This window comes from Micromonospora pisi (assembly GCF_003633685.1).
In the GTDB taxonomy this organism is placed as follows: Bacteria; Actinomycetota; Actinomycetes; order Mycobacteriales; family Micromonosporaceae; genus Micromonospora_G; species Micromonospora_G pisi.
The window spans coordinates 4,729,430-4,752,163 of sequence record NZ_RBKT01000001.1; the positions used below are offsets into that span (position 1 = coordinate 4,729,430).

17 protein-coding genes are annotated in these 22,734 nt (G+C 70.3%); 14 read left to right on the forward strand and 3 right to left on the reverse strand.

All coding sequences use genetic code 11. The features are described from left to right. Window positions 1-13 precede the first annotated feature (13 nt). From BDK92_RS20070 to BDK92_RS20080, 3 genes are all read right to left on the reverse strand, one after another. Window positions 14-1,591: a DEAD/DEAH box helicase gene (locus tag BDK92_RS20070; protein ID WP_121162413.1), complete on the reverse strand. Its 1,578-nt coding sequence runs from the start codon at window positions 1,589-1,591 to the stop codon at window positions 14-16. A gap of 471 nt (window positions 1,592-2,062) precedes the next feature. Continuing rightward, a complete protein-coding gene (locus BDK92_RS40400) occupies window positions 2,063-3,712 on the reverse strand; it encodes an HRD1 family E3 ubiquitin-protein ligase (protein WP_121158104.1) in 1,650 nt (549 codons plus the stop codon). 157 nt (window positions 3,713-3,869) lie between these two features. Beyond that, on the reverse strand, window positions 3,870-5,402 hold the full coding sequence (locus BDK92_RS20080) for a C40 family peptidase (RefSeq protein WP_121158106.1): 1,533 nt from the start codon (window positions 5,400-5,402) through the stop codon (window positions 3,870-3,872). Window positions 5,403-5,679: 277 nt separating this feature from the next. On the opposite strand from BDK92_RS20080, the gene mqnE reads away from it, so the two are divergent. The 14 genes from mqnE (at window position 5,680) to BDK92_RS20150 (ending at window position 22,714) form a co-directional block, all read left to right on the forward strand. Further along, window positions 5,680-6,849, forward strand: coding sequence for an aminofutalosine synthase MqnE (gene mqnE, locus BDK92_RS20085; RefSeq protein WP_121158107.1), 1,170 nt, complete (start codon window positions 5,680-5,682; stop codon window positions 6,847-6,849). Between the two features lie 99 nt (window positions 6,850-6,948). Next, a complete protein-coding gene (locus BDK92_RS38480) occupies window positions 6,949-7,479 on the forward strand; it encodes a hypothetical protein (protein WP_147457061.1) in 531 nt (176 codons plus the stop codon). A 496-nt stretch (window positions 7,480-7,975) separates the two neighbouring features. After that, complete coding sequence (locus BDK92_RS20095) at window positions 7,976-8,452, forward strand: hypothetical protein (RefSeq protein ID WP_147457062.1); 477 nt, start codon at window positions 7,976-7,978, stop codon at window positions 8,450-8,452. Beyond that, a complete protein-coding gene (pstC, locus tag BDK92_RS20100) occupies window positions 8,452-9,483 on the forward strand; it encodes a phosphate ABC transporter permease subunit PstC (RefSeq protein WP_121158110.1) in 1,032 nt (343 codons plus the stop codon). Before BDK92_RS20095 ends, pstC begins: the two co-directional genes overlap by 1 nt. A 9-nt stretch (window positions 9,484-9,492) precedes the next feature. After that, window positions 9,493-10,857, forward strand: coding sequence for a phosphate ABC transporter permease PstA (gene pstA, locus BDK92_RS20105; protein ID WP_121158111.1), 1,365 nt, complete (start codon window positions 9,493-9,495; stop codon window positions 10,855-10,857). Between the two features lie 16 nt (window positions 10,858-10,873). Continuing rightward, on the forward strand, window positions 10,874-12,535 hold the full coding sequence (locus BDK92_RS20110; RefSeq protein ID WP_121162414.1) for a phosphate ABC transporter substrate-binding protein PstS: 1,662 nt from the start codon (window positions 10,874-10,876) through the stop codon (window positions 12,533-12,535). Continuing rightward, window positions 12,532-15,033, forward strand: a complete 2,502-nt coding sequence (locus tag BDK92_RS20115; protein WP_121158112.1) for a hypothetical protein — start codon at window positions 12,532-12,534, stop codon at window positions 15,031-15,033. Before BDK92_RS20110 ends, BDK92_RS20115 begins: the two co-directional genes overlap by 4 nt. 211 nt (window positions 15,034-15,244) lie before the next feature. After that, window positions 15,245-16,330 carry a substrate-binding domain-containing protein gene (locus BDK92_RS20120; RefSeq protein WP_147457063.1) on the forward strand — a complete coding sequence of 362 codons (1,086 nt, stop codon included), beginning with the start codon at window positions 15,245-15,247 and terminating at the stop codon, window positions 16,328-16,330. A 127-nt stretch (window positions 16,331-16,457) separates the two neighbouring features. Then, window positions 16,458-17,204 carry an Ig-like domain repeat protein gene (locus BDK92_RS20125; protein ID WP_170208624.1) on the forward strand — a complete coding sequence of 249 codons (747 nt, stop codon included), beginning with the start codon at window positions 16,458-16,460 and terminating at the stop codon, window positions 17,202-17,204. Between the two features lie 154 nt (window positions 17,205-17,358). Further along, complete coding sequence (locus tag BDK92_RS20130; protein WP_121158115.1) at window positions 17,359-18,192, forward strand: hypothetical protein; 834 nt, start codon at window positions 17,359-17,361, stop codon at window positions 18,190-18,192. Window positions 18,193-18,238: 46 nt separating this feature from the next. Next, window positions 18,239-19,369 carry an Ig-like domain repeat protein gene (locus BDK92_RS20135; RefSeq protein ID WP_147457064.1) on the forward strand — a complete coding sequence of 377 codons (1,131 nt, stop codon included), beginning with the start codon at window positions 18,239-18,241 and terminating at the stop codon, window positions 19,367-19,369. Window positions 19,370-19,383: 14 nt separating this feature from the next. After that, window positions 19,384-20,298 carry a sortase domain-containing protein gene (locus BDK92_RS20140; RefSeq protein WP_147457065.1) on the forward strand — a complete coding sequence of 305 codons (915 nt, stop codon included), beginning with the start codon at window positions 19,384-19,386 and terminating at the stop codon, window positions 20,296-20,298. Window positions 20,299-20,329: 31 nt separating this feature from the next. Further along, a complete protein-coding gene (locus tag BDK92_RS20145) occupies window positions 20,330-21,169 on the forward strand; it encodes a phosphate ABC transporter ATP-binding protein (protein ID WP_121158118.1) in 840 nt (279 codons plus the stop codon). 303 nt (window positions 21,170-21,472) lie between these two features. Beyond that, complete coding sequence (locus BDK92_RS20150) at window positions 21,473-22,714, forward strand: Ig-like domain repeat protein (protein WP_121158119.1); 1,242 nt, start codon at window positions 21,473-21,475, stop codon at window positions 22,712-22,714. Window positions 22,715-22,734: the final 20 nt, after the last annotated feature.

Below are 22,734 nucleotides of genomic sequence, written 5' to 3' on the forward strand. Positions count from 1 at the left end.
GGCCGGCTGAAGATCAGTGGGTACGGGTGGGACGGCGGCTGCCGAACGGGCGGTCGCCACCGGAGCGCGGACGCTCGCCCTGAGCCTCGCTCGGCCGGTCAGGCCGAGGCGCGCTCTCGTGCCGGAATCCGCCCCGACGATCGTCGGAACGCCATTCCCCACCGCTGCGCCACTCGCCCGCCGGACGCGAGCCGGTGGCCCGTTCGCCCTGCGGCCGGTCACCGTAACGGCGTTCGCCCTGCGGCCGGTCACCGTAACGGCGTTCGCCCTGCGGCCGGTCCCCGAAGCGGCGTTCGCCCTGCGGCCGGTCACCGAAGCGGCGTTCGCCCTGCGGCCGGTCACCGTAACGGCGGTCACCACGCGGGCGGTCGCTGTAGCGTTCCGGCTCGGCCACCACCGGCACACCGCTCGGCGCCTGGGCGCCGGTGAGCTCGGCCAGTACCGCGTCGCCGGGGCGTACCCGGGTCTGGGCCGGCTCGACGCCCGCCTTCTCCAGCATCGCGAGTGTGGTCCGGCGCTGCTTCGGCAGGACCAGGGTCGCCACCGCGCCGGACTCACCGGCCCGAGCGGTGCGGCCGGCCCGGTGCAGGTAGTCCTTCGGGTCCTTCGGCGGGTCGACGTGCACCACGAGGGAGACACCGTCAACGTGAATGCCCCGGGCGGCCACGTCGGTGGCGACCAGGACACTCGTCCGGCCTTCCTTGAACTCGGCCAGCGTGCGGGTCCGTACCCGTTGGGTCTTGCCGCCGTGCAGCGCACCGGCCCGGACACCGACCGCCGCGAGCTGCTCGACCAGCCGGTCCACCCCCATCTGGGTGCGGGCGAACATCATCGTGCGGCCCTGCCGGGCCGCGATCGACGCGGCGATCGCGAACTTGTCGTGCGGCGGGATCAGCAGCAGGTGGTGGTCCATGGTGGACACCGCAGCGGTCGCCGGTGCGGTCGAGTGCGTCACCGGGTCGTGCATGAAGCGCCGGACCAGCGCGTCGACGTCGCCGTCGAGGGTGGCCGAGAAGAGCAGCCGCTGCGCGTTGACGGGCGTCTTCGAGAGCAGTTCGGTGACCTCGGGCAGGAAGCCCATGTCGGCCATCTGGTCCGCCTCGTCGAGCACGGTGATCTCAATTTCGTCCAGCTTGCAGACACCGCGCGAGATCAGGTCGCCGAGCCGACCCGGCGTCGCCACGATGACCTCCACGCCGCGCCGCAGCGCGTCGATCTGCCGGTCGTACGGCACCCCGCCCACGGCGGTCTTCAGGAACACGCCGAGCGACTTGCCCAGCGGCACGAGGGCGTCGTTGACCTGCATCGCGAGTTCGCGGGTCGGCACCAGGATCAGCGCCCGGGGGTGCTGTGGCCGGGCCCGGCCACCGTTGGCCACCCGGGCCAGTACGGGCAGACCGAACGCGAGCGTCTTGCCGGAGCCGGTCTGGCCACGGCCGAGTACGTCCCGTCCGGCCAGCGCGTCCGGAACGGTCGCCTGCTGGATCTCGAACGGGGTGCTGATGCCCTCCCGGGCGAGCGCCCGGACGAGCTGGTGCGGCAGACCAAGCGCCGCGAAGTCGCGTACGGGTGCCGGCGCGGTCTCGGCGATCGGCTCGGATTCCTCGGCCGGCCCGGCCTGTGCGACCTGTGCGACCTCTGCGGGCTGCGGGACCTCTGCGGGCTGGCTGGGTGCTACCGCCTGGGCTGCGGGTTCGATCTGTTCCGTCGAATCGATCTGCGCGGTCGGGGCCGTGGTTGCGTTCGGGGCCTCTGCGGTGTCGACCGGGGAGTCGAAGACGGACGGGAACGTGCTGGGATCAGCGAAGGGCGTCAAGAAAAACCTCTCAAGCGGGGCACATCTTCGCGAATGGCCCACTGCGGCAAACGTCCGCCGCTGAATCGCCCGCAAGATCGCCCAGGGGCGCGCTTTGTGCGCGCCAGGTCAGTAATCGCGTCAAGTGTACGGCTTCTCCGTGGTCCTGGCATCGACCGACCCCGGCCAGTGGGCAGGGTCACCCCGACCACGGAGCCCTCTCACGGGCGCCGCAGCCGGGGTTCGCGAAGGGAACGGCACGCCGGATCAGCTGCCCAGCAAGCCGCCGAACAGGTTGTTGAACGCGTCACCGGTCCCGAAGACCACGAGCAGACCGATCGCGACGAGCACGGCCAGTCCGGCGACCAGCACCCCGATCATCTTCGCCGTGCCCGTGTTGCTCGTGGGCGTGTCCGCCCAGCCCTGCGCCAGAATGTGCCCGGTCAGCGAACCGGTGTTCTCCACCGGGTTCCCGGTCCGGATCGGGACCGTCAGGTCCCCCGGGTTGCCGGTCCGGATCGGGATCGTCACGTCCGCCGCCGAACCATCCTCCCCGCCGTACACGGCCCCCCGGCCGGGCTGCTCGCCCGCCGTCTTCCGGGGATCGCCCACCGGAAGTCGGATCGGTTGGGTGGTGAGCGCGGAGGCCGAGGTGGGAATCGGCTGGGTGGTGAGCGCGGACGTCGCCGTCGTGATCGGCTGGGTGGTGAGCGCGGAGACCGAGGTGTTGATCCGCTGGGTCGCCACCGCGTCCGAACCCACCGGGGTGCCGGTCGAGGTGGAAGAAGACGGCACGCGGCTCGCCGGTGGCGGAGGGAACGGCGGTACCGGGGCCGGCACCGGCGGGCCGGGCGGCGCAGGCGGCGCGGGCGGGACCGGACCCGGTCCGGGTGGCGGGGGAGTCGGCCGGGGCGGAGTCGGTCCCGGTGCCGGTGGAGCGGGCACCGGTACGGGCGGAGTCGGTCCGGGTGCCGGTGGAACCGGGAACGGGGCCGGCGCCGGTCCGGGGCCGGGTGGCTTCGGCGGTTCCGGCCTCGGCGGGCGGGCCGGCTCGGGCGGGTGCACCGGCTCGGGCGGCTGCGGCGGCACGGGCGGACGCGGGTCGGAGTCCAGGATCGGAACCGGTCCGCTTGTCTGACCGGCCCGGTAGACCGTGGGCTGGACGCCCGACGTGGGCGCACCGCCCGCTCGCCCGTCGGCCGGCGCCGTGCCGACTCCGGAGACCTTCCCGCCGGAGCGGACACCTGCCTCGCCCGCCTCCCCGGAGCGCTGCGTCGGGATCGAGTAACCGATCGTCGGCTTGCCCCAGGGGCGGTCGGTGGACCTCGGTGGCGTGGCGTCCGTCGACCTGGTGGACGTACCGGTCGGCTCCGGATCCGTCCCCGGCTTGGAGAAGGCGGACCAGGGCACGTCAGCCGCGGGGACCTTCGGCGTACGGCGTTGCAGTGGAGTGCTCGCCGAGGCCGCCTCGACCAGCGCTGGTCGGGCCGACGCCGGCGGGGACACGCTGGCGCTGACGGACGTGGCCGGCGTGGTCGACGCGTCGGTCGTCTCGTCCGGTGTGTCGCCACGGGTCGGGGCGTCCTCGACCGAAGCGAGGCCGGTGGAGACGTCGTCGGTCGAGGCGTCGTCGTCGACCGGCTCGGGGCCGTCGTCCGATTCGGAAACCGTCTCCGGTGTGCTCTCCGACTTCTCCGCCCCCGCCCAGAGCGTGCCGGCCGGAGGCGGCGGAGGCGGCTCGTACGCCTCCGGCAGCTCATCGTCGGCGGCCTCCGGCACGACTGTGCCCACCGGCGGCGGCGGTGCCAACGGCGGCAGCTCCGCTACGTCGTCCGCCGCGTCCGGTGGTGTCGTGGTCAAGGTCCCGGTATTCGAACTCGCCAGCTCGATGGCTGGCGGTGTCTGCTCTTCGCCCATCGTTGCCTCCCGCGCCCGCACCCGGACCGGTGGCGCCGGACCGGGAGTGCCCTCGATCCTCACCGTGCCACATCCGGGCACGGGCGGACAGTCGGAGCCCGTTGTCCGGCCGAGCGGCCCGCGCGCCGCAGGCGCGGACCGGCCGGTCCGGAGGCGGCTACGTGCCGCTCGGCGTCACGTTGTTCGAGGCCGACGGCGTGGAGCCGGTGGTCGGGTTCGGTGTCGGCGAAGGCGCCGTGCTCGGCGGTGTCGACGTCGGCGGAGTGCCCGGTGTTGTCGGCGTACCCGTGCCGGTGGTGGGATCGGGTGAACCGGTCGTGGGCTTCGGCGTCGGTGTGGGGGTTGTCGGCTTCGGCGTCGGAGTCGGAGTTGTCGGCTTCGGCGTCGGTGTGGTGGCTGTCGGCTTCGGGGTCGGTGTGGTGGCCGTCGGCTTCGGCGTGGGCCGGGTGGTCGTCGGCGTCGGGTTGGGCGTCGTGGTCGGCGCCGGTACGGCCCCGTAGATCCGGGTCGCGGCGTAGAAACGCGACCACCAGACGGTCGAGACCTTCACCACGTCGCCCGAGTTCGGGGCGTGCACCATCTTGCCGCCACCGATGTACATGCCGACGTGGTGCACCGTGGTCCAACTGCTGCCCGAGGCGAAGAAGATCAGGTCCCCGGGGAGCAGCGAGTAACGGTCGACCGCCCGGGCCCGGGTCGCGTAGTACTGGTCCTTCGCCACCCGGGGGAGCTGGTAGCCGGCACTGCGGTAGGCCGCCCACATCAGGCCGGAGCAGTCGAACTCGTTCGGTCCTTCGGCCGCCCAGACATACGGATCGCCCCGCTGCGCGAGCGCGTACTGCACCGCTTGCAGCGCTCTCGGGTCGGCAACCATTCCGGCGACGCTGTCGCTGTTGAGCGAACCGGGACCGAGCTGCTGCTCGGCGGCCTCCCGGGCGCGTTCGATCGCGGCGAGCTGATCCGCGTTGTCCCGCTTCAACTTCAACAGGTCGGCTTCGAGCTGCTTGAAGGTGGTTTCCTTGGTGGTGAAGAGCGTGGTCGCGGTGGCGACCCGGGCATCGGCGGCGAGTTGTCCCTCGCGTGCCGTCTGCTCGGCCGCTCGGGCCCGGGTGAGTTCACGGGCGGGAGCGATGCTGTCCGCGCCGGCCGGCGCGCCCTTCTGTAGGCGGCTCAGCGCCCCCAGCCCTTCCAGGTCGGAGCCGAGCGCGCCCGGCGGCAGACCGGCGGCCTCCTTGAACGCCTCGGCGGCGGCGACGTCAGCCGCCTGCTGTGCCTTGAGCAACTGCTCGTGTGCCGACTGCCACTGCGTCTGAGCGGTCACCAGCAGGCCGGCCGCGGTGTCCCGGTCCTGGCGTAGCTGGAGCAGTTCGTCGCCGAGTACGGCGAGCTGTGTCTCCTTGGCCTGGATCTGGGTGGCGAGCGGGCCGTTCAGCAGCGGCGGCAGCGGGGCGGTGGGGCCGGTGCCACCGGCCGGCGCGGTGGCACCGGGCAGCAGCAGGGAACCGACCACCGCGGGGCGGGAGCCGGTGTCCGGCACGGTGGTGGGCAGAGCCGGGTCGGCGTAGACCGGGGTGGCGAAAGCGAACGCGACCACTCCGCTGAGCAGCGCGGACCAGGCCAGCGGCCGCAGCACCGGGCTGATCAGCGGTCGGCGGTGTCGTCCTCGTCGATTGCCCGTCTTCTGTGCCATTCCGCTCCCCATCCAGCAATCGAGGGCCCGGTTATACCGCCCCGGGGCCCTCGTGTCCGGCGATGTGCCCGGCGTCCCACTTTTGTCTACCTCACCACGTCCAGGAAGTCGATCGGGGCGGGGGTAACAAGAGCCTGAGAGTCTGGTGACGGCAGCCTGAGTGTCGGATGGCCGGCGGGCGTCCGGTGAACTACGTCGCTGTGGCAGTGGCCGTCCGGGCGTTCCCGGGTGGGCCACGTACGCTCGACCCTGGATCGTAGGGAAGGACGGGCCCGCCATGGATGCCGGACGCAAGCGTGAACTGGAAGAGAAGGTCTACGCCGGGGAGCGGCTGAGCCGGCAGGACGGCGAGGACCTCTACGACAGCGACGATCTGGCGTGGCTGGGGCGGCTGGCTCACCACCGTCGCACCGAGATCAACGGTGACCGGGTGATGTTCAACGTCAACCGCCACCTGAACCTGACCAACGTGTGCAGCGCCTCCTGCGCGTACTGCTCCTTCCAGCGCAAGCCGGGCGAGAAGGACGCGTACACGATGCGGATCGAGGAAGCCGTCCGCAAGGCCAAGGAGATGCAGGACGAGCAGCTCACCGAGCTGCACATCGTCAACGGTCTGCACCCGACGCTGCCCTGGCGTTACTACCCGAAGGTGCTGCGCGAGCTGAAGGCGGCGCTGCCGACGGTGAAGCTGAAGGCGTTCACCGCCACCGAGGTGCAGTGGTTCGAGAAGATCAGCGGTCTGCCGGCGGACGAGATCCTGGACGAGCTGATCGACGCTGGCCTGGAGTCGCTCACCGGTGGCGGTGCGGAGATCTTCGACTGGGAGGTCCGGCAGCACATCGTGGACCACGCCTGCCACTGGGAGGACTGGTCGCGGATCCACCGGCTGGCGCACTCGAAGGGGCTCAAGACCCCGTCGACGATGCTCTACGGCCACATCGAGGAGCCCCGGCACCGGGTCGACCACGTACTGCGGCTGCGTGAGTTGCAGGACGAGACCGGGGGCTTCACCGTCTTCATCCCGCTGCGCTACCAGCACGACTTCGTCGACTCGGCGGACGGCAAGATCCGTAACCGGATCCAGGCCAGGACCACGATGGCGTCCCCGGCCGAGTCGCTCAAGACCTTCGCGGTCTCCCGGCTGCTCTTCGACAACGTGCCGCACGTGAAGTGCTTCTGGGTGATGCACGGGCTGTCGGTCGCCCAGCTCTCGCTGAACTTCGGCGTGGACGACCTGGACGGCTCGGTGGTCGAATACAAGATCACCCACGATGCGGACTCGTACGGCACCCCGAACACCATGCACCGTGAGGACCTGCTCAACCTGATCTGGGACGCCGGGTTCCAACCGGTCGAACGGGACACCCGTTACAACGTGGTACGCGAGTACGACGCCCCGCCGACCCTGGCCCAGCGCCGGGCGGAGCCGCAGCAGGTCTGGGCCTGACCCTGGACGGGGTTGCCCGCTCTTAACCTGCCCCATGTCCGGCGTGCGTGTTGGCGTGCGTGTCACGCCACTGGTCGTCAGTAGCTTCCATTCACCGTGATGATTGATGCTGCCGAGCGTGGTCGAGTCGGGACCGCACGCCGGATCAAGAGGTTCCGCCGTCCACTGGCCGGCGGTCTGACCGCATTGGTGGCCGCCGTCGTGGTCGCCCTGCCGGCATATGCGGGTGCCGCACCAGCGCCGGGTCCGAGCGGTCCCGGATCGGTAGACATCACGGTGGAGATCGGACCCCCGTCGCCCACCGGGTCGGGCAGTCCGACTCCATCGGTCACTCCGACCGGCTCGACCGGTCCCAGCCCGTCCACCACCCCGACCGGCTCGACCAGTCCCACTCCGACCGCGTCGACCAGTCCGAGCACGTCCACCAGCCCGACCGGGTCCGCCACTCCCAGCGCATCCGCCAGCCTGGGGCTGTCGCCCAGTTCGACGAGCCCGGCACCGCTCGGCAACGGTTCCGGAGGCGTCCTGCCCCGAACCGGGATGCCGCTGATGCTGCTCCTCGGCGCCGCCGCCTTCCTGGTGGCGGTGGGGCTCAGCCTGCGGGCCGCCGCGGAGCGTCGGACCGCCTAGGAAAACCCGGCCGGGCCGATCGAGCGCTGGGCCGTCGTCCGCCGAACCCAGCCGGTAGCCGCCCCGGTCAACCCCCCGGCCGAGCGGCCGGGGCAGACCTGCGCGGCGGGCCAGGGCCGCCCGTACGTGGATGCGGTATCGCCGTTTACACCGGCCTCCAATGTCCGTTTAGAGCGGCGAGTGGCTGACCAGCGGGCATCTGCGCGGCGAATCGGACATCGACATTCATGATCGGGGCAACGGGTCAATGACCGAATCCGAGATGCTATCGATGCATTTACCTGGGTGACGATAAATGGAGCTACTGCGCCTTATCTTTCCAATGCAAAGGTACGCCCTATTTGATCACCCCGAGTGAACTGATGTTCACCCCGTGCATGTCTGGCGTGAGCATTTGGCTTTGCGCCCGGTCACGGTGCGTGCGCAGCCTGATCGCGGTGGTCGCCCCGACAGCGAGGCCCACGCATGCGCGTTCCACGCTCGACGGGAGGAACTGGTGCAGCAATCGCGTTTCGTCTTCCTATCCATGCCGGCGAAATCGGGCGGCCAGGTGGACGAGGCTGCCGAGGAGGTGTTGTGGATGCTCGTCTCGCCCAACAATCGGCAGCTGGGTCGCGGTGAGGAGGGCTACGGGACGTACGCCGAGTGTCGCGCGGCGGTCGTACGCCTGCGGGACGAGCACCGCCGGGCCGACGCGATGGCCCTGGCCGACGAGTTGACCGGCCAGTGGGTGTGGCGGCTGGAACTCGACGGTGAGACGGTCGCTGTCTCCAGCCGGTCCTACCTGCGCGCCCGAGAGTGCAGCTACAACCTGGAGAGGTTCCTGGCCGCCGTACCACAGGCCGACGTGGTCGACGGGACTCGGGCGGTCCGCAAAGGACAACGGCTGGGCGGTGACGTACGGACCGTGTTCAGGTCGTCCGCCCTGCGCCGGCCCTACGGCCCGGACAACGGAACCAGGGCGGCGATCTGATGGCGCCGAGCGCCGCAGCGGGTACCACGTTGCCGTCGGCACCGGAGGAGTCGCCGGACGTTCCTCGGCGGACCGTTGACCGACCCGGCCCGGCGGATCTGGTCTTCCGCGCTGTGGCCCGGTCCGGTGGGCTGCTCGTGCTCGCCATCATGGCGCTGGTCGGCGTCTTCCTGGCCTACCGCGCATTGGACGCGATCGAATTCGCCGGCTGGTCGTTCCTGAGCGAGCAGCGGTGGGAGCCGGAGTCCGGCCGGTTCGGCATCGCCGCGGTGCTCGTCGGTACCCTGCTCATCGCCCTGGTCGCGATTGTCATCGCGGTACCACTGGCAATCGGTGCCGCGTTGTACATCTCCGAGTACGCACCGCGCCGGATGAAACAGACCCTGGTGAGTCTGGTCGACCTGATGGCTGCCGTGCCGAGTGTGGTCTACGGCCTGTGGGGGCTCTTCCTGCTACAGGGCAACGTGCTCGGGCTGTCCCGGTGGATCTCGACCTACTTCGGCTGGATCCCGCTGTTCCGGGTGGACGGGGTGGACCCGAGGGACCCGTTGGCCACCGACTCGGTCTACACCTCGTCCACCTTCATCGCCGGGATCGTGGTGGCGATGATGGTCGCCCCCATCATCTGCTCGATCATGCGCGAGGTCTTCGCCCAGGCGCCGGCCGGTGAGCGGGAGGGCGCGTACGCCCTCGGGGCCACCAGATGGGGGATGATCCGCTCGGTCGTGCTGCCGTTCGGCAAGGGCGGCATGATCGGTGGGACGATGCTCGGCCTGGGTCGGGCGCTGGGCGAGACGATCGGCGTCTACCTCGTCATCTCCATGGTCTTCGCGATCCAGCCCAACATCGTGCAGAACGGCGGCAGTTCGGTGGCCGCGCTGATCGCGCTCCGCTACGGCGACGCGACACCGATGGGCATCTCCGCGTTGATGGCCGCTGGACTCGCACTCTTCCTGATGACCTTGGTGGTCAACTTCATCGCTTCCAGCATCGTGGCGCGATCCAGGTCCGGCGCGGCGAGCGAGGCGTGAGGAGCGGTGATGACTAACAGGCAGCTCGCCGAGACGGTACGCGACGAGTTCGTGCCGCAGACCGTACACCTCGCCGACGAGCTCGATACCGGCCATTCTCCGGACCTGGCTCAGCCGGCGACGACCGTACCGGCTCAAGGCCCGGAGCCCGAGCGGCTCGAGGAACGGCGGTCGACCGGAACCAGCCGGCGCAGCGACCGGTTCGCGGCAGCCGGCGCCGCCCTCGCCGCGCTCGCCTTCACCATGATCGTATTCACCCAGTTGGCTCCGTTCGACGGGTTGCTGGGCTTCGTCGTCTTCGCCTGGCTTTCGTTCGTCGGCATCTACGCCCTGCTGGTCAGCTTCGACGAGGACGGTCCGGCGGTCCGCGACCGGATGGCCGCGGCGGTCGTGCACAGCCTCGGATTCCTGCTCCTGCTCGGCCTGGTCGTGGTGGTGCTCTTCACCCTGTTCCGGGGACGGGCGGCGCTGGTCCACCTCAACTTCTTTGTCCAGGACATGCGGCTGGCGGGCCCGCTGGAGCCATTGAGCGTCGGCGGTATCTGGCACGCGATCGTCGGCACCCTGGAGCAGATCGGGATCGCGCTGGCCATCACCGTGCCACTCGGGGTGCTCTGCGCGGTCTTCCTCGGCGAACTGCCGGGCGCGTTCAGCCGGTTCGTCCGTACGATCGTCGAGGCGATGACGGCGCTGCCGTCCATCGTCGCGGGCCTGTTCATCTACGCGACGGTCGTACTGATGATCGGGTTCGGCAAGTCCGGCTTCGCCGCGTCCCTGGCGATCACCGTGATGATGTTGCCGATCGTCATCCGGGCGTCCGATGTGGTGATCCGGCTGGTGCCCGGCTCGCTGCGCGAGGCGTCGTTGGCGCTGGGCGCCTCCCAATGGCGCACGGTCTGGCACGTGGTGCTGCCCACCGCGCGCTCGGGCCTGGCCACCGCGGTGATCCTCGGTACCGCCCGTGGCGTCGGTGAGACCTCGCCCGTACTGCTGACCGCCGGGGTGAACGCGGGGATGAACGCGAACCCCTTCTCCGGCTGGCAGATCTCACTGCCGCTACAGACATTCGAATTCGTCAAGTCGCCGCAGCCGACCATGATCGCGCGTGGCTTCGGGACCGCGGCCACCCTGATGGTGCTGGTGCTCGTGCTCTTCATCGTGGCCCGGACCATCGGTGGCCGGGGTCCCGGTCAACTCACCCGGCGCCAGGCGCGGCGCCGGGTCGCCCAGTCGGAACGCGACAAGCGCCGCTTCCTGGAGCGGCAGTCGGCGACGCCGCCCGCCACCGAGGCCATGACATCCCCCGCCCTTCCGGACCGCCATCGCGAGCCGGAAGTCGATCCCGCCGACCATCGCGAGGAACGAGATGCCTGAACGTACGAATCTCCGGATGTCCGCCGTCAGTCGGCGGCTGTTCCGCCTGGCCGCCGGGGTGCTGGCCCTCGGCCTGGTGGCCGCCACCGTGCTCGCCGGCGGGGCGGCCCAGGCGGCCGCGCCCATCCTGGTGCCGATCAGTGGCGCCGGCTCGACCTGGAGCCAGAATGCGGTCGACGCCTGGCGGCGCAACGTCACCCAGTACAACATGACGATCAACTACGCCGGTACGGGTTCGACCGACGGGCGTAACCAGTTCAAGAACGGCACCGTCGACTTCGCCGTGTCCGAGATTCCGTACGGGATCGACGACCCGGCCACGCCGAACGCCGACGATGCCCCGCCGAACCGCAAGTTCGCGTACATGCCGATCGTCGCCGGTGGCACGTCCTTCATGTACAACCTGAAGATCGGTGGCCGACAGGTGACGAACCTGCGGCTGTCCGGACCGGTGATTACCAAGATCTTCACCGGTGTGATCACCAACTGGAGCCACCCGGAGATCAAAGCGGACAACCCGGGACTGGCCCTGCCCAGCCGCAAGATCGTGCCGGTGGTCCGCTCCGACGGTTCGGGCACCACGGCCCAGTTCACGCTCTGGATGAGCAAGGAGCACGGCGGCCTGTGGAACGACTACTGCCGGGCCGCCGGCCGGGCCACGCCGTGCGGGATCACCTCCTACTACCCGACGATTCCCGGTCGGGGCTTCGTCGCCCAGGCGCAGTCCGTCGGGGTCGCCGGCTACGTGGCGCAGGGGTACGGCGAGGGCGCGATCACCTATGTCGAGTACTCGTACGCGTTGGAGAACCGGTTTCCGGTGGCGAAGGTGCTCAACCGCGCGGGTTACTACATCGAGCCGAAGGCGGCCAATGTCGCGGTCGGCCTGCTCGGCGCGACGATCAACGGCGACCTCACCCAGAATCTCGACAACGTCTACCGCGGCGCTGATGCGCGGACCTATCCGCTGTCGTCGTACTCCTACATGGTCCTGCCGGTCTCGGAGAGCGTTCTTGGTTTCACCAAGAACAAGGGCTACACCCTTGGCCGGTTCGCCTATTACTTCCTCTGCCAGGGCCAGCAACAGGCCGAGGTGCTCGGCTATTCGCCGCTGCCGATCAACCTGGTGACCGCCGCTTTCGACCAGGTCGCACGGATCGACGGGGTGGAGAAACAGGACATCAAAATTGAGAACTGCAACAATCCGACGTTCTCCCGGGACGGCACCAACACCCTGGCACGCAACGCGGCGCAGCCGCCGAGTTGCGACGCGAAGTCCAGCGGTACGCAGTGTGTGACCGGCACCGGCGGCGCGACCCAGGAGACCCGGAACAGCAATCCCGTCGGTGGGAACAGCAACAATCCCGCCGGTGGCGGCAACAATCCCGCTGCCGGCGGCAACAACGCCACCGGCGGGGCCACGCCGACCGGAGTGGCCAGCGCCGGCCCGGTCGCGGTGGACCCCGACACCGGCGAGTCTCTCGGTAACCCCGGCGGTGGGGGCAACGACGAGTTCGTGGTGGCCACCCCGGTCTCGCTCGACGGTCAGGGCGGCTGGGCGCTGCGGCACACCATGATGCTGCTGGCCGGGGTGTTGCTCGCCGGGCTGCTGCTCGCGCCGCCGCTGTTCACCCGCCGGCTGGCCGGCCGGAACGGGACCGACCAGCGGAGCCCGCGATGACGGCGATGGTCCGGCGATCGGGTCGCGAGCCGCTACGGGGCTGGCGCCTGGCCCTGGCCCTGGTGGTGGTCGTGCCGCTGGCCGGAGCCGCGATGGTGGCACCGCAGTACCCGGCCGGGGCGCAGCAGCCGTCCGGCGGGGTGGACGCGCCGACCGACTCGGCGGTGACCGTGAGCGGCCGGGCGGACGGCGTGTACGGCGACGACTTCTCCGACCTCCGGGTGACGGTCTCGCAGACCAGGAACCTCACCAGCCAGGGCATCTCGGTCAGTTGGACCGGTGGCAAGCCGACGGTGATGAGGGACGCCGTCCAGATGGTCGCCAACTATCTACAGATCATGCAGTGTTGGGGACCCGACCCGGCGGCGGCCGACTTCCGGGAGACCTGCGTGCAGGGATTCGGTCGTCCCGGTGGGGCGGTCAACCGTATCCCCAAGTTGCTCGTACCCGATCCGCTGGAGACGGTCCTGTCGCCGGACGCCAAGATCATTCCGTTCCTGGCGGTGACCGGCGAACGGTCGTCGGACGGGGCGGAATGCGACGCGGGCTGCAACCTCGGTGCCCTGCTCTCCGACTACTTCCGGGCGGACAACACCAACGAGATCTACCAGGGATTCACGGCCGCCGACGGCACCGGCCGGGTCGTCTTCGAGGTGCAGAACGCGATCACGCAGCCCTATCTGGGCTGCGGGGCACCCCAGCCGGCCCCCGGTGGCGGCCAGACGCCACGGCCCTGCTCGCTGGTGGTGGTTCCACGGGGCGATCACGACATGGACGGGAACCCCTTGTGTGCGGGCTGCGCGCTGGTGGACAGCCCGCTGCAGGCGTCGACGTTCCGGGACCGGATCGTCATTCCGTTGCAGTTCGAGTCGCTCGGTGGCGGCTGCGAGCTGGGGGCCGAGGAGCGGCTCACCGTCGGGTCGGATCTGGTCGCCGACGCGGTCCGGTCCTGGCAGCCAGCGCTCTGCGCGGACGGCGGCGCGACCTTCGGCTACTCCGCCGCCAGCGACGAGGACGCGGTACGGCAGGTGCTCAGCCCCGTACCGGGCGCCCCAGGTATGGGTTTCACCGCCGAGCCCGCGGTGCCCCTCCCGGGCGGGCCGGAAGTGCTGCACGCCCCGGTCGTGCTCTCCGGGGCGGTGATCGCCTTCAACATCGACGTGGAGGTCGATGCCAGCGCGCCGCCGGACGTACTGAAACTGAGGGCGAGCGCGCTGCGCGAGCTGAAGCTGACGCCCCGGTTGGTGGCGAAGCTGCTCACCCAGTCGTACTCCTCGGACGTACCGGGTGGCGCCGTTAGCGAACATGTCCGGAACAACCCCCGTGACCTCTTCCAGGACCCGGAACTGCGGTCGCTGAACCCGGTGTTCGTACAGTTCACCCGCGTCGCCGCGCTGCGCTCCGGACTGATGGTCGCGCAGGGCAACTCGGCCGCCTACCGCGAGGTGTGGAAGTGGATTCTGGCCGATGCCACGGCGCGGAAGTGGCTGGCCGGTGAGCCGGACGAGCACGGAATGGTGGTCAACAGCTACTACCGCGATGTGCTCAACACCGGCGTGCCGCTCGACACCTTCCCCAAGGCCGACGCCACGGAGGTCGTCGGTGCCGGCGCTCCGGAGGACAAGCCCTTCGGAACCGGTCACCTCCGTCCCTACCTCGGCAGCATGGAAGAGGCGGCGCTCCAGACGCGACGTGCCGACCCGAAGTCGAAGACGGTCTGGGACGCGAACCGGACACCGCCGGACTATGTCGCCGGTAGTGCTCTCCGGCCGGTCGGATTCCGGGGGGCCATGTCGATCACCGACGCCGCGTCGGCCGCCCGTTACGGTCTCTACGCGGCGAGCCTGACCAACCAGAACCAGGAGTTCGTGGCGCCGACCCGGGAAGGCATGCTGGCCGCGGTCGACGCCATGGTGCCGAGTGAGGCCGATGACGATGTCCTGATGATCGACCCGACGAAAAAGGCACCCGGCGCCTATCCGCTCACGATGGTGAACTATGCCGCGGTCAATATCAGCAATCAGGATCAGGCGGCGCGTGATGACTACGCGCAATTCCTGCGATATGCCGCCGGGGCCGGTCAGACCGAGGGCGTCCGCCGGGGCGAACTGCCCCGGGGCTACGTCCCGCTACCCAACAAGTTGCGCCAGCAGACGATGTCGGCCGCGAACGCGATCGAACGCGGGCCGGCCCCCAGCCCGACCCCGTCGGTCGAGCCGACGGAGCCGGAAACGACCACCCCGACCACCTTGTCGACGACCCCGGCCAGCACCAGCACCTCCACCGGCACCCCCAACGCGGGGCTGCCACCGGTGACACCCGGCCCGACCCGTACCCCGGCGCCGGTGCCACCGGCCACCGCGGTCAGTCAGACCACCCCGGGGGGGCCGCTCGGCCTGGTGGGCCAGTACGCGTTGGTCGCCGCGCTCGCGCTCGGACTTCTCGGCGGTGCCGCCGGCCCGGTGCTGCTCCGGCTGTCCGGGCGCCGCCGAATCTAGCCGTCCCTCATTCCTGATGTGTTCCTCGATTGATGTGACGCTCCGTGGCCAATCCTGTTCATTCGGCCTAAACGTTGGCGATAAGTAGCGCACGAAACGTTTGCGAAACAGCAGTATCGACCGACGGGACGGGTGAGAAAGACTTGCTTCCAGCTCATTGATCACCGGAAATGGGCTAACCGTTTTTGTCTCTCTCAGAAGGGGAGAACAAATGAAGGTAAGGGCTCTCGCGAGCACGATGGGCGTCGGTGTGGCCGCCGCCCTCATGCTCACCGCCGTGGCCGTCCCGGCCTCGGCCGACCCGGTCCCGGCCACCGACTACCGCCAGCTTGCCGGTGTCGGGTCGGACACCACGCAGGACGTGCTGAACCACCTCGGCAAGGTGGTCGGCGGCGGCAGCACGATCGCCTCCTGGGACGCCCGGCCGCCGGCCGGCGCGACGACGACCATCAAGACCAAGGCGTCGGGCCCGAACGGGGACTGCACCCAGACCCGGCCGAACGGCTCCGGCGCTGGCCGGACGGCGCTGCGTAACGCGCAGAGCAGCACCAACGCCACGTACGACTGCGTTGATTTCGCCCGCTCGTCCAGCTACCCCAACGCGGTCCCGCAGACCACCGGCCTCTACACCTACATCCCGTTCGGCGTGGACGCGGTGACCGTGGCGGTCAACGAGAACAGCTTCCTGCCGTCGAACATCACCTCCATCCAGGCCCAGCGGATCTACCAGTGCTTCGACGACGACATCGCCGGTGAGCCGGTCGTCCCGCTGCTGATCCAGTCCGGCTCGGGCACCCGGCAGTTCTGGCTGCAGAAGATGGGTGTCGCCGAGCAGGACATCGCCGCCGGCTTCTACCCGTGTCTGCAGGACCTGGGCAACACCGTCCAGGAGCACGACGGCAACGTCCTGGCCGGCCACGAGGAGTACCTGCTGCCGTTCTCGGTCGGTCAGTGGATCGCCCAGGGCAACACCGGGCAGGTTGTCGGCGGACACGCGATCGACATCGCCAACCGTCGGGGTCCGTCGAAGCTGCTCTCGATGGACGCCGTCGCGCCGCGCAACGTCGACGGCTCCCTGAACATCAACTTCCCGATCCGCCGCGACGTGTACAACGTCGTACCCACCGCCGACCTGGTCACGGGTTCGCTGCTCTCGAACACCTTCGCCGGTCCGACCTCGTCCGTCTGCAACGAGGACGACGTCATCAAGGCGTACGGCTTCGGTTTCCGTACCGGTTCCAGCTCGAACCTGCTGGAGCTGCCCTGTGGCTCGACCCTGCTGAAGGCCGACTCCTGATCCTCGGGCCGGCCGACTGAACGCGCACCACGACCCGGGGACCGGACCGCATCCGCGACCGGTCCCCGGTTCGCCCATGACACCGCAGGTCCTCTGGCTTCGCACCCGCGAGAAAAGGAAGTGGTTCATGTACAACCTCACCCGTCGGATGGGCGTGCTGGTCGCGTCCGCCGCGCTCACCTTCGCCGCTCTGACCGGATTCGCCGGCGCGGCGCAGGCCGAGAGCCCGATCCTCGGCACCCTCACCCTCAGCCAGACCAGTGGCACTGTCAGCGACACGCCGTTCGTGGCGAATGCCACCACCTCCGCCGGCTGCCCCGCCGGGTACGGCCAGAACGCGTCGCTCCGGGTCGGTCCGGTGGGTGGGCAGTCCCGGCTGCTCGGGCCCATCGGCGGCGCCGGCGACTACGACAGCGTCGGGTCGATCACCCTGCCGGCCGCCCGGTCGCTGACCACCGCGCTCGGCGCGACCCCCGCCGACGGGGACTACGAGGTCGTCATCAACTGCGCGGGTGTGCCGGTCGGCACCCACCCGAAGACGTTCTCCACCCTCGTCACCGTTTCCGGCAGCAACTGGCAGGTGAAGGCGGCCGTGGCCACCACCACCAACCTGCAGGCCAAGCCCTGGCTCTTCGCCTTCGAGGGGCAGCAGGTCACGCTGACGGCGGACGTGTCGCGAGGCGCCGCCGGCACGGTCGAATACCTGGTGGACGGCATTTCCGTCGGGACCGCTCCGGTCGTCGACGGCAAGTCGGTGCTGAAGACCCGCGCGCTGCCCAACGGGCTGCTCCAGGTCAAGGCGAAGTTCACCCCCGATGACCCGCGGCTGTTCAAGCCTTCGGTCTCGGCGATCTGCTACATCGTCATCGGTTGATCGTCCGGCCGATCTGATCCGGACCCGGCCGGAACGTGTCGCAACCGACCCGTAGCCGGCCACCCGTCCACGCCGCCAAGCCGTTCCCGGTTTGGCGGCGGTGGCCGTACCACCCCATCTCGGCGCAACCCGCTCAGAGAAAAGGACGCGGCTCGTGCGTGAGTCCAGACTTCCCGTCGCCGTAGCGGCCGTACTGCTGGCCGCGCTCCTGCTGACCAGCACACCCGCCACCGCCACGGCCGGCACCACCGGGCCCGCGCTGGCCGGCCCGGTTGGGCTCGGCCGCTCGGCCCGGGCGGCGCCGCTCGGCCCACTGACCCTCGGCCCGACCAGCGGCAGCACGACCGCCAACCCACTGTTCACCAGCGTCACCACGGCGGCGCCGTGCCCGGCCGGCTACGGGCGGAACGTCGGGCTGCGGATCGGTCCGGCCGGCGGCACCGGTGGCCTGCTTCTCGCCCCCCAGAACGCCGGGGGGTACGACGCGAACCCGGTGACGTTTCCGGCCACCATCCGTACCCTGACGCAGGCGCTCGGGGTCGAGACCGCCGAGGACGGCGACTACGACGTGTACGTCGAGTGTTTCGGGCTCACCACCGGCCGGCACCCGGAGCGGTTCCAGACCACGATCAGCGTCGCCGGCGACCGCTGGCAGATCAGGACCGGTGGTCCCGCTCCGGCCGGTCCGTCGACGCCCGTTCCGGCGCTGGAGCCGCCCTCGACCACCGCCCCGAACAGTCCCTCTGCCGGGCCCGGCCCGACCGTCGAGGTTGCCCCGACCATCGAGCCCACCCCGGCCGCGGCTGCCCCGGTCAGCCCGTCGCGGGTGGCCGGAGGAGGAGACGACGACCCGAGCCTTGCTCCGTCCGTGTTGCTGATCGGTGGGCTCGCCGTCGCCGTCGCCGCCGTAGCGCTGCTGGTCGCCCGTCGTCGCCGCGCTGCCGCGACCGGTTCAGCCGGCGCGGCGACATGGAACGACCGGTCCTGACCCGTTCGAGAGCCACCGCAGTCCACCGACAGATAAGGACATGATCGTGCGAAAGTCCAGGTTCCCGCAGTTTGCGGCCGCCGTACTGCTGATGGTGACCGCCAGTGCGGCGGCGGCCATCCTCGGCACGGCTGGCACAGCCCAGGCGGCACCGCTCGGCACCCTGACGTTGACCGCGCTGACCGGCAGCACCACCACCGCTCCGATGCTCGTCAGCGCGACCACCTCCTCGGCCTGCCCGGCCGGTTACGGGCAGAACGTCGGCCTGCGGGTCGGCCCGGCCGGATCCGCCACCGGTGGCCTGCTCGGCGCCGCGCTCGGGGCCGGCGGCTACGACACCGCTCCGGTCACGTTCTCCGGTGGCCAGATCAGCCGCAGCCTGGCCCAGGGCCTCGCCGTCACGGCTGTCGCCGACGGCGACTACGACGTGTACGTCGAGTGCTTCGGGGTGAGCAGCGGCAAGCACCCGGACCGGTTCCAGACCACCATCACGGTGACCGGCGGCAGTTGGGAGCTCAAGGGCGGTGGTGGGGTGCCCACCCCGACCGCGACGCCGTCGCCGACGCCGACCAAGACGCCGACGACAACCGCGCTGGTGATGTCGCCGGCAAACTCCGCACCCGCGGGAACCCGGATCACCGCCACCCTGAACGTCACTCCCGCCACGCTCGGCGGGCAGTTCCAGCTGCTGAACGGCACCGCCTCGCTCACCAGTGGCAACGTGGTCAACGGTGTCGGCGTCGTGACGATCGACACCCTTCCCGCAGCCAGCTATTCGCTCGTCGGCAGGTTCACCCCGCTCGACCCCACGTACGAGGTGTCGACTTCGGATCCGGTCGCCTACACCGTCACCCCGGGCCAGACGAACAGTCCGACCCCGACGACCACGCCGACCCGGACCACCAGTCCGACGCCGACGACGACGAACAGTCCGACCCCGACGAACAGTCCGACCCCGACCGAGAGTTCGACCCCGACGAACAGTCCGACCCCGACCGACAGTCCGAGCCCGACGCCCACAGCCAGCGGGGGCAACCTCCCGGTCACCGGCATGCCGCTGATGCTGATTGTCGGCAGCGGGGCAGCGCTGGTCGGCGGCGGCAGCGGACTGTTGCTGGCCGCGCGGCGGCGTCGCGACCAGGTCGTCCCCAGCGGGCTGCCGCAGTGGCGCGATTAGTGGGGCCGGACCGGATGACCACCAGCACCGAGCCGCGCGAGAGCGGAGCTGCCCGACCCGCGCCGCCGCGGACCGAGCGGATCGGGCTCTACCTGCCCGGTACGGCGTTGACCATCCTCGCGGTGATCCTGCTCGGGTTCGTGGCGCACGTCGTGCTGCTCTCCCAGGTGCGCTACGCCCGGGCCCAACAACTCGCGTACGCCGACTTCCGGGCGGACCTGGCCGAGGCGACCGCTCCGGTCGGGCAGACCGACGACCAGGGGCGGTTGTTGCGGCCGGGCACTTCGGTCGCGGTACTGCGGATTCCGGCACTCGGCGAGCGGCAGGTCGTGGTCGAGGGAACGGAGGCCGGCGTGCTGATGGCCGGGCCGGGACATCGCCGGGACACGGTGCTGCCGGGCCAGGCGGGCACCAGCGTGATCATGGGGCGGCAGGCGACGTACGGCGGCCCGTTCGGCCGGATAGCCCTGCTCTCCCCCGGCGACCAGTTGACCGTGACCACCGGACAGGGCGTGCACACGTACGTGGTCCGTGGGGTGCGGCGGCCGGGCGATCCGGCTCCGCCGGCGCTGACCCCCGGTGCCGGCCGGCTAACCCTGCTGACCGTGGCCGGCAGGCCGTTCATGCCCCGGGAACTGGTCCGGGTCGACGCGGATCTGACCTCCCCGGCACAGCCGATCCCGAAGCGGGTGCTCGGCCGGGGTGAGGCGGCGCTGCTTCCCGCGGAGCGGGCGCTCGCCTCGGACCAGGGCGCCTGGATCGGGCTGGTGCTGCTGACGCAGGCGTTGCTCGCGGCTGTGATCGGGATTGCCTGGGCCCGGGTCAGATGGGGTGTCCCGCAGGCGTGGGTGGTCGGGTTTCCCGTCGTCGGGGGGCTCGGGATGGTCACCGCCGACCAGATCATGCGACTGCTGCCGAACCTGTTGTGACGTCCACCGCTCGTTTCTGTGAGGTACTGACATGACGACTTCCGTCGACCACCAGGTGCCGCCGTCGTCGTCGGCGCCGGCTGCCGCGTCGCCCGACCTCGGCACGCTCCAGGCGCGATCGATCTCCGCCTGGTTCGGAGAGCACAAGGTGCTGGACCGGGTCTCCCTGACCATGAACGCGGGGGAGGTGACCGCACTGATCGGGCCGTCCGGGTGCGGCAAGTCGACCTTCCTGCGCATTCTCAACCGGATGCACGAGCTGATCCCGAGCGCCTCGCTCGCCGGTGAGGTGCTGCTCGACGGCGAGGACCTGTACGCGTCCGCGCGGCGAATCACCGACGCCCGGCGTCAGGTCGGGATGGTGTTCCAGAAACCCAATCCCTTTCCGGCGATGTCCATCTACGACAACACGCTGGCCGGTCTGAAACTGACCGGGGTGCGGGCCAGCCGGGCTACCCGCGACGACCTGGTCGAGGAGTGCCTGACCAAGGCCGGGCTGTGGAAGGAGGTACGGGACCGGCTCCGCGCCCCCGGCGGGGCGCTCTCCGGTGGGCAGCAGCAGCGGTTGTGCATCGCCCGGTCGTTGGCCATCCGGCCACGGGTGTTGTTGATGGACGAACCCTGTTCGGCGCTGGACCCGACCTCCACTCGTCGGATCGAGGAGACGATCGCGGAGTTGGTCGCGGAGGTGACGATCGTCATTGTCACGCACAACATGCAGCAGGCGGCGCGGGTCTCCCACCAGTGCGCGTTCTTTCTCGCGGAACACGGAACGCCGGGAGCCATTGTGGAGCACGGTCCGACCGAGGCGATGTTCGAGCGCCCGCAGGACCCTCGTACGTCCGATTATGTGCACGGACGGTTCGGTTAGCCGAGAACGCCGACCGGGTGACGGCCAGCCACCGGTCGGCGAGCCATCGAATGAGTGAAATCCCAGGTACGGGTGGGTCTGACGTCTGTCGTTCACGCCGGATATCTGTCTGATTCTTTAGATTGTCGATCCCGCGCCAGTAACGGCGTAACCCGCAATTCGCTTTATGCATGTCTGGCGTAGGCGTTGGCCTGCACGCGGGGTCACAGCCCGTGTGCAGCCTGATCGAAGTCGCGGCCGGTCTTCGGGCACCAACAGGCAACGGGCCTGCCGCACCACCACTTCTCCTGAAGGAAGTGATCCATGAAGGCATCCACGTCCCGTCTCGGCCGGGTTGTCGCGCTGTTCGGCGCGGCCGCCCTGTCGACGGTTGGTCTGGTTGGTATCGCGGCGCCGGCACAGGCGGCACCGCTGGGCACCCTGACTCTCAACCCGGCCAGCGGCAGCGCCACCGCCGCCCCGGCATTCACCAGCGTGACCACCTCCTCGGCCTGCCCGGCCGGTTACGGGCAGAACGTCGGCCTGCGGGTCGGCCCGGCCGGGTCCGCCACCGGTGGCCTGCTCGGCGTCGCGCTCGGGGCCGGCGGCTACGACACCGCTCCGGTCACGTTCTCCGGTGGCCAGATCAGCCGCAGCCTGGCCCAGGGCCTCGCCGTCACGGCCGTTGCCAACGGCGACTACGACGTGTACGTCGAGTGCTTCGGGGTGAGCAGCGGCAAGCACCCGGACCGGTTCCAGACCACCATCACGGTCAACAACGGCAACTGGCAGGTCAAGGGTGTGGTCCAGCCGGCCACCCCGACCACCACCACGCTCGCGGTCAGCCCGGCCGGTTCGGTGCAGCAGGGCACGGACGTGACCCTGACCGCGACCGTGGCGCCGACCGCCGCGGCCGGCTCGGTCGAGTTCCGCCGTGGCGCCGTCGCGGTGGGTACCGCGCCGGTGGTCAACGGCACGGCGAGCATCACCATCAACACCCTGGCCGCGGGCTTCAACTCGCTGACCGCTGTCTTCACCCCGACGGTCGCGGCGGACTTCCAGCCGTCCACCTCGGCTCCGGTCAGCGTCCAGGTCACCGTTCCGGGTGGCCTCGGCGCCGAGCAGGAGATCACCGCGGACGTGGCGCCGGGCGCGTTCTCGCTCGGGGTGGCCGGTGGCGCGGTTGCCCTCTCCGGTGGCCTGGTCGGCGGTACGGCGACCGGTGCGCTGAACAAGGCCACGGTGACCGACCTGCGCGGCACCAACGGCGGGTGGAACCTGACCGGCCAGGTGGAGAACTTCACCGGGCCGGCCGGCGCCTCCATCCCGGCCAACCAGCTCGGCTGGACCCCGAGCGCGACCAAGGTCGGCCAGGGCTCCGGTTCGGTCGCGGCCGGCGCGCCGGCGAACCCGGGCGCCGGCCTGGGCGACGCGCGCACGTTGTGCAGCGCCGCCCAGGGGGGTAGCGCTGGCGTCTTCGAGTGCGGCGCCGGGCTGACCCTCGGGATTCCGGACACCGCGGTGCCGGGCAGCTACACCGCCACCCTGACCCTCACGCTGGTCTGACCCGACCGGTCCGTTCAACC